At 38.0% G+C, this 8341-nt stretch carries 9 protein-coding genes; 7 read left to right on the top strand and 2 right to left on the bottom strand.

The genetic code is table 11. The annotated features are described in order from the left end of the window. Positions 1 to 336, top strand: a 336-nt coding sequence (gene nadA, locus PLK24_RS05535) for a quinolinate synthase NadA (protein WP_324477084.1), incomplete at its 5' end; no start/stop codon positions are given. Between the two features lie 20 nt (positions 337 to 356). Here the strand turns inward: nadA and PLK24_RS05530 are convergent. Both PLK24_RS05530 and PLK24_RS05525 read right to left on the bottom strand, forming a co-directional pair. Further along, positions 357 to 716, bottom strand: coding sequence for a cupin domain-containing protein (locus PLK24_RS05530; RefSeq protein ID WP_324477083.1), 360 nt, complete (start codon positions 714 to 716; stop codon positions 357 to 359). Between the two features lie 19 nt (positions 717 to 735). Then, positions 736 to 2229, bottom strand: coding sequence for a cobyric acid synthase (locus PLK24_RS05525; protein ID WP_324477082.1), 1494 nt, complete (start codon positions 2227 to 2229; stop codon positions 736 to 738). Between the two features lie 440 nt (positions 2230 to 2669). On the opposite strand from PLK24_RS05525, the gene PLK24_RS05520 reads away from it, so the two are divergent. The 6 genes from PLK24_RS05520 to PLK24_RS05495 all read left to right on the top strand — a co-directional run bounded on the left by PLK24_RS05520 (position 2670) and on the right by PLK24_RS05495 (position 8174). After that, positions 2670 to 3476, top strand: coding sequence for a hypothetical protein (locus PLK24_RS05520; protein WP_324477080.1), 807 nt, complete (start codon positions 2670 to 2672; stop codon positions 3474 to 3476). A 261-nt stretch (positions 3477 to 3737) separates the two neighbouring features. Further along, a complete protein-coding gene (locus tag PLK24_RS05515; protein ID WP_324477078.1) occupies positions 3738 to 4367 on the top strand; it encodes a hypothetical protein in 630 nt (209 codons plus the stop codon). A gap of 307 nt (positions 4368 to 4674) precedes the next feature. Next, positions 4675 to 5955, top strand: coding sequence for an efflux RND transporter periplasmic adaptor subunit (locus tag PLK24_RS05510; RefSeq protein WP_324477076.1), 1281 nt, complete (start codon positions 4675 to 4677; stop codon positions 5953 to 5955). Positions 5956 to 5984: 29 nt separating this feature from the next. After that, the gene (locus PLK24_RS05505) at positions 5985 to 6743 is read left to right on the top strand and encodes an ABC transporter ATP-binding protein (RefSeq protein ID WP_324477074.1); all 759 of its coding nucleotides are present in this window, start codon (positions 5985 to 5987) and stop codon (positions 6741 to 6743) included. Positions 6744 to 6748: 5 nt separating this feature from the next. Next, complete coding sequence (locus PLK24_RS05500; protein ID WP_324477072.1) at positions 6749 to 7966, top strand: ABC transporter permease; 1218 nt, start codon at positions 6749 to 6751, stop codon at positions 7964 to 7966. Next, positions 7959 to 8174, top strand: coding sequence for a hypothetical protein (locus PLK24_RS05495; protein WP_324477070.1), 216 nt, complete (start codon positions 7959 to 7961; stop codon positions 8172 to 8174). The genes PLK24_RS05500 and PLK24_RS05495 overlap by 8 nt, the downstream gene beginning before the upstream one ends. Positions 8175 to 8341 lie beyond the last annotated feature (167 nt).

Raw genomic sequence — 8341 nt, 5'->3', positions numbered from 1 at the left:
TTGGTTGTTGTTCACCCTGAATGTCTTCCTGAAGTGATTGATTTAGCTGATGAGGTTCAATCAACTGAGGGAATGTCGCGATTTATTGGTCAATCCAAAAAAAGCGAATTTATCATTGGGACTGAGGTTAGTATACTCTATCGTCTTCGTAAAGAAAATCCTGAGAAAAATTTTTATCCCGCTTCAGCACAGGCAATCTGTCCCGACATGAAAAAAATAACCCTGGAAAAGGTCCTCTATTCTCTCCGTTTTGGTTATGGTGAAATTAACCTGCCCGAGACAATTCGCCAGCGAGCCGAACGAAGTATTCAGCGTATGTTAGAGTATAAATCTTAACTCAAGCTTATCTCTCATAATCAAAGAACAATTTCATCTTCTTTTTTCCAGGCTGGATCAACAATACATAGAAATACCAAGTCTTGGCTCCCGGCGTTTTCAATGAATTGTATGGATTGTGGAGGAATGTAAATGGTCGAACCTTCCTCCACCTGCTCGATTTGGCTATTTATGTGCATAATCCCTTTGCCAGATATAATATAATATACTTCAGATGAATAGAGATAATGAGGCTGAGATGTACGCCCGGGCGGAAGAGTAGCATGGGCAAGGCTGTAATGGATATCAATTCCTAATTTATCCGGATGGAGTATTTCACGAAGTCTAGTTAAATCGCCAGCTATAAATTCATCACAGTCTTCCAGTCTTCGGAGTAACATAAAGATCCTCCTGTTGTATTTAAAAATTCTCTATCAAGCTTTCTATCCGTTCAATATCGAGGCAGGTTTCAAGAAAGTCTGCCAAACGGTCAAGCTCTTTTTCTACGACTTCTTGCCAGGATGGAGAAACCGATGATATGGTTGCTAAACCTTTTCTTTTGCGAAGTAAATTGACAAAATATCTTCGGAACGATCCATCATCAAACAATCCATGAAGGTAGGTTCCAAATATCTGATTATTGATTATTATACCTTCAGATTCGATTCTGTTCCCTAAGTTGAGATTAAAAAGTGGTTCATAAGCCTGTTGGAAAGAGCCTTTCCCCTGATGAATTTCATACCCTTTCACTGAAATGTGTTCAGCTTTTGCCAAATATCCTTGCATGTTTTTAAGTATCTTTTCTTTCTCAAAAAAGGTTTTCATCGGAATGATTTTTAGACCATCTATTTCACCTTGGAAATCTTCATTTCCATCGATATCTATTATAGATTCTCCTAGCATCTGATAACCACCACACACTCCTAATACCACTCCACCATTGTTTATATAGCTTTCCAAACGTTCTTGAAGGTTAAATTTCTTCAACCATTGAAGGTCTCGAATAGTATTTTTGCTTCCAGGAAGCACTATCACATCAAACTTACTAAAATTTTCATCGGGAAAAATGTATTGAGTTTCCACGTCAGGCTCATTCGTTAATGGGTCAAAATCGGTGAAATTTGATATATGGGGAAGGCGAATAATACCAACTTGAATATCAACGGTTTTGAGTGACTTATATGAGTTTTCAATTTTTTCCGTCATACTATCTTCATCATCCAGCAGAAAACGAGAATAAGGAACAACACCTACAACTGGAATTTGAGTTAATTTTTCAATTTCTTTCAATCCTGGTTCTAAAATTGTATAATTCCCTCTGAATTTATTAATAATAAAGCCACAGAGTAATTCTCTTTCTTCTTTAGTCAAAAGTGCCCAGGTTCCATAAAGTTGTGCAAATACCCCACCTTTTTCAATATCACCAATGAGAAATACTGGTATACGCGCATATCGAGCTACCGACATATTGACCAGGTCCTGTTCTCGCAAATTTATCTCTGCTGGACTACCAGCTCCTTCAATACAGATGAGGTCATATTCCTCAGCCAGTGAATTCAGGCTTTCGATAACCTTCTCCCAGAGAAATTTTTTATACCGATAATAATCATAAGCTTCGTGAGTCTCCCAGATTTTTCCACAAACAATCACCTGGCTCATGCAGTCTCCCTGGGGTTTCAGTAAAATTGGGTTCATTCGGGAATCAGGATCAATCATGGCTGCTCGAGCTTGCAACAGCTGTGCTCTGCCGATCTCCTCTCCGAATGGTGTCACTCCTGAGTTTAAAGACATATTTTGTGCTTTAAACGGAGCAACTCTAATACCCTTACGAGCAAATATTCGGCAAAAACCTGCTGTAATAAGGCTTTTCCCAACACCAGATCCAGTTCCTTGAAACATGATATAGCGTGCCATAAACCACTCCTTGAAAATATACTGTTTCAAATTTTATCATAGGGAAGAAAATCTTAGTCTATCCTGAAAATATCATCTAATGAATTCCCCTCCTTGGAGGGGTGCCGCTTTCGCGGCGGGGAGGGGCTTTTTAATTCGTCATCCTGGACCCTCTTCCCTTCTTCTTTTTCTCCCCCTCACCCCCTCGCGCCCTCTCCCCCTCAGAATCTAATGGCGTGAGGATTTCATCTTTTTCTTTTCTCGCACTCTCTCCCGTTCTCCCTCTCGCCCCTTGGTGGGAGAGGGAGAACGGTTAATAAATTAACTAAATTTTTTTAAATTTTTGGTATCTAATAGAGTATAATAATAATCAGTCAACTATCCCAACAAAAACTTCCTATCACGCCCATTCTATTTAAAAACGCTGTTGATTTTTTAATTTTTTTTAGGAGGGAAAACCGATGAGGGGAAAGAAAAAACATCAAAACCAAGTTGTTCTCTATATCGTTTTAGGATTGTCAATTAGTATATTAATAGCAATTATGACTTGTTGTGAGGGTACAATCGGTACATCTTGTACTGATAATACCAAGTTTTGCGCAATTATTAAAGAACTGGCACCTTCTGCGGTACAACCCGCCCTGGAAGATTGTCCAACTTCATTAACCATCTGTGATGGGGACCAGATTGAACTCTACTGGAAAGCCGATGCTTCATTAACCAGTAATGTCCACATCACTGGTCCGGGTGGGGAAAGTTTTGATTTCCCCATTTCCGAAGGGCATGCTACTGTTACACCTCGAACCTCGGGAGACTGGAAAGTTGAATTTACTGGAGGCGGTTGTACTTTTAATAAATCAATTAACGTTCGTGTTATCAAAGGCGAAGAACCTTATACCATTGTGGCTAATGGCAATATCGATATTGGATTTTTCTGTGACATCAACCCCAAAAGCGTATCCAGGAATTTAATTGTAGCAGCAATACGGTCAGCTCAGTGTGCCGGCGTCTCAGAATATTGGGAAAATTGGGGCTGTAAGAAATCCAATTGGGATGGCTCCAAACCAATCTATTTTAATATCACCAGTGATGATGGATCAGCCAACTTCACCCCACTTGCTGGACGTTGGCGTTTTGATCCTTCTGGTTTAGGAGGAACCTATACCTATTCAGCAAAATCTGCCTGTTTCCTTGCTACCATCCGCTGTGAAAAGTCTGATATTTATCCAACACCAACCCCGACACCGTGGCCAACCAGAAAACCTTAATTGTGAAGTATTTTAAAATCATTTCTCTGTTTGCTTCTGAACTAACTATGAACTCATAACGAATTCACAAAAACCTCTCCGGGTTGTCATCATAAAAAATGACAACCCGTCATAAATCACTTTTTATCGATTCAATTTTTGTTCATTCCCATAATTTCCCATATTTTTCAGATAATTCCTCCAAATTTGGAGTTTATACTTCATTTATATTTAAGGTTCAATCCATTTAAAAATCCCTCCGCTGAAAGGAATGGTGAAATTATGAAAAAATTTATAGCTGTCGGAAGTATCCTGGTTATTTTGTTCATCGCCTTAACGAGGGTTTCTTTTGCCGAAGGAAGAAATAGTCCGGGATTAATCAATGAAATGAGAGTCCATCAAAAAATGTATATGCTTCTTCTTTCAGAAAAATTTACTCCAGAATTGACCAGAGATTGGGAAATTGAATTGAATCGACGTGATACCCTTAGGAGAGAAATTCTTCAACGCAACAAAAATAAAGAACCAATAAACCAAATCCTTGAAAATTTGGAAGAAATTAAAAACCGACTCAAAATTTTGGAAGAAAAAATTGATAAAAGAAAAATGCCAGCCGGAACTGAAATGGATGGAGAAAAAAAGCATCCGGAAACGGAAAAACCTAAGCTTAGGAAAGTACCGGGGTTCTCTCAACAAAGATTTTTAGACCAGAAAAACCAATTCTTCTTTAAAAACCGAGGAACTGCGATGGAAAAAAACCGAGAACTATTTAAGAAATTCACTGAAGCCGTTGAGATTGGTGATGAAGTTCAAATTAAATCAATTCTTCCTTTGCTTTTTCAACAAATCAAAGAGAGCAACCAACAATTGGAAGAACATCTTGAAATTTTAAAAAATGGTAATGAGGAATAGAACTAACCCTCAAATCTCCTCCTTTCGGTTTCCCTCCTTGGCTGATTTAATGTGAAAGGGGGAGATCATTCAGAAAAAGGAAGGGGACCCTTAGGATTAAAATGAATTTTATTGGGGAGATCCTCTTCCTTTTTATATAGAAATCGTCTTATTAAATTTTTTTAAAAATGATGGAGTTTTTTTAGTAAAAAAATTAAAGTACAGCATTTATCAATCCTTTAAAAAAAACAACCAGGTTGCCAAATTCAACCTATCTTTGCTTTTATAAACCGAATTTTATATTTAGGAAAAAAGGAATGGGTAAAAAATGAATAAAAGAAAAAAAATAGTTCTTGTAATCATTGTTTTTATTATTATTCTCACATCAATTTTTTTCCTTTTCATTTTCAATAAGTCTCATTCTACCCAGGCTCAAGACATAACTATCTCCACCATTCAGGTAATCCAAGGAACAATACGTGAAACGATTGAAGCCGAGGGTAGTTTGGCTCCCTCTGAAACAGTAAATGTAAAATCAAAAGAGGATGGTTATAAGGTTGAAGTTGTCCTGGTTGAAGAAGGAGATTCGGTCACCAAAGGACAAGAGTTAGTAAAACTTGATGTCAGCGATTATGAAGTCAATTTAAAAAGAGCCGAGGCCGAGCTCTTGTCAGCTCAGACTAAACTAAAAAAACTTTTAGAGGGAGCTACCGAATTAGAAATCACCCAGGCAAAAACGACTCTTGAACAAGCTCAATTAAATCATGAAAATGCTCAAATTCAATTTGAAAGAAACCAAAAACTCTTCGAGAGTGGCGCCGTTTCACAACGAGAGCTTAACGAAAGTCAAAACCAAATGGAAATTTATAAACAAAACGTTATATCTGCTCAAAAACAACTGGATAATCTTTTAGATGGTTCAGATCAAGACGATATTAAAGTTGCCCGAGCTCAGTTAGCTCAAGCAGAAGCTAACGTTGTTGATGCCCAAAAAAAGATTGAATATGGAACCATAACCTCGCCGATTGACGGTGTCGCTATAGATGTTTCAGTGGAGAAAGAGGACGTTGTTACTCAAGCTAAGACTTTAATCACGATTGGAAATTTAGATCAAATGAAGGCATTGGTAGCATTCAATGAAATTGATATTCCCAAAATAAAGATCGGCGCTAAAGCAGAAATTACCCTCGATGCTTTTCCTGGCGAAATAATCAAGGGAGAGGTCTCTTTCATATCCTTGAAATCACAGGTTATTGATAATATCGTAACCTATGAAGGAGAAATTATTATTCCCAATTCAGACAGAAGGCTCTACCCGGGGATGACCGTCGACGCTTCTGTCATTATAAATCAAAGCGAAAACACCTTATTGCTCCCCTTAGAAGTACTGATAGAGGAAGAAGGAAAAACTTTTGTTCTTGTTCCAGGATCGCAAAAAGAACCAGACAAAATTTTTATAAAAGTTGGTTTAAGAAATGATGAATTTTTCGAAATATTAGAAGGTCTTAACAAAGATCAAGAAGTAATGATTCCTCCTGCAAATATTCAAGATTCTTTACCCAATCAAGGTCCGATGGGTATGGGTGGTCCACCCCCCGCTGGAATGTAAAAGCAAATACAGCTAATAGGAGAAATTTTATGAACGAAAAAACTACTTCACCAGTTATTGACGTTAGGAAATTAGGGAAAATCTACTTTTTAGAATCAATTCAAGTCAATGGCTTAACCAATGTTTCTTTCCAAATTTATCCAGGTGATTTTATCTCAATAATGGGACCTTCTGGTTCAGGAAAATCAACCCTGATGAATATTTTAGGGTGTCTTGATACACCCACCAGTGGCCAATATTTCCTTGATCAGGAAGAGGTATCCCACCTTGATGAAAACCAGTTGGCAATGATCCGTAATCGTAAAATCGGTTTTGTTTTTCAGAGTTTCAATCTTTTACCAAAATTAAACGCTTTTCAAAATGTTGAACTTCCGCTCCTTTATGCCGGTATCCCTAAAACCAAAAGATGCGAAATAGTGAATTCTCTCTTGGAAAAAGTTGGGCTTAGCCAAAGAAAATTTCATCGTCCTAATCAACTTTCCGGGGGCCAAATTCAACGAGTGGCAATCGCTCGTGCTCTGGCTAATAATCCATCAATCGTCCTTGCCGATGAACCAACCGGTAACTTGGATACTCGATCTGGGGAAGAAGTCTTGGAAGTTTTTCAAAATTTAAATGAACAAGGAAAGACCATTATATTAGTAACTCACGAACCGGATGTTGCTTTTCATTCCAAACGGATACTCCGTTTTTGTGATGGACAATTAGAAAATGAAGAATCCGTAGATGATCCGATTCAAGCAGAAGAAGCTCTCCAAATGGCAAAAGAAACCTTGGAGGCAATATAACCGTTATGAACATATTTGAAAAACTTCAAAGTGCTATTTCGAATGTTTTATCCAATAAACTCCGTTCTTTCCTTACTATGTTAGGAATAATTATCGGAGTCGCAGCAGTTATCACCATGGTTTCGGTTGGTCAAGGAATGAAAACCAATATTACTTCCCAAATTCAAAGTCTGGGATCTAATCGTTTAACGGTAAGACCTGGTTTCCAAAGAGTGCCTCCTGGAATGGGAATCATGCAAAGAGGAGGCATGAATATTTTCACTTACGACCACTATTTAGGATTAAGGAATTCCCCAGTTAGAGGGATAAAAAATATTGGGGCCCAAGCTTCGACCAACAAGGTTGTTACCTTTGGGAAGGAAAGCACCAGAACCAGTATTATTGGAACTACGCCAAATTATCCCGACCTTGAAAATTTTAAACCAGCTAAGGGGCGTTTTTTTAACCAATATGACCTGGATCATATGACCAGAGTCGTTGTATTGGGTCAAACGGTTGCTGAAGACCTTTTTGGCAATGATGACAGTTCCAACATTGGCAAAAAAGTAAAAATTGGAAATGTTAGCTTTACAGTTATTGGAATAATGGAGAAAAAAACCAGCATGGGCATGGATCGTGGTGATCAGGTGTTTATTCCTATTACAACAGCCCAAAAAAGAATTACAGGAAGTAAATACTTACAAACAATAACCGTAGAAACTTACACGATAGAAGATATGGATAGTGTAAGTGATTATTTGGAAGCGTATTTTCTACGAAAATTCAATAACGATCCGGATAAATTTGATATTATGAACTCCCAAGATATATTAGATACCGTTACCAACGTGACTGGCAGCATTACTCTCTTTTTAGTTATTATTTCAGGAATTTCTCTCTTGGTTGGTGGCATCGGTATCATGAATATCATGTTGGTTTCGGTAACCGAGAGGACTCGGGAGATAGGATTGCGAAAAGCTATCGGAGCTAAAACAACGGATATCCTCTCCCAGTTTATGATTGAAGCTTCAGTTTTGAGTCTTACCGGTGGATTAATCGGAATAATTTTAGGAATACTTAGTTCTTTGATTGTTTCAAAAGTGTCCAGCTGGAGCACCACTATTTCCTGGCCTTCGATAATATATGCTCTTGGTATTTCCGTTGCCGTTGGACTATTTTTCGGAATATATCCAGCACGTCGTGCCAGTCAGCTCAACCCGATTACAGCTTTACGTTTTGAATAAAATCCGTTTTGAGTATATTAATAGAGAATTACAAGTTTTCAGAAGAAAAATTCATGCCACTTTCATAGCATTTGATGATGATGAGAAGAGTTGCTCGTTCACCCTGACCCTCTCCCACAAAGGGGCGAGGGAAAAAAGAACAAAAGAATTCGGATTTCCTTCTCCCTTGATGGGAGATGGAGAGGATGAGGGTGAAAGCTCAGAATGATATCCTGGTAAGTTACTCAATATGAGTTACCTATAAAAAATCATTCTGGTATTTTCAGGATAGAATATTGACTCTGTTTTTAAGCGTTCATGAATGATTCATGATTATTTATCGACAAAGAATTTGTTCCCCCCAATGAGTTGATGATCAACCATGACACACGGAGG

The sequence above is a fragment of the Atribacter sp. genome (assembly GCF_035418125.1).
Taxonomy (GTDB): domain Bacteria; phylum Atribacterota; class Atribacteria; order Atribacterales; family Atribacteraceae; genus Atribacter; species Atribacter allofermentans.
This window is presented reverse-complemented; position numbering and strand designations above follow the sequence as displayed.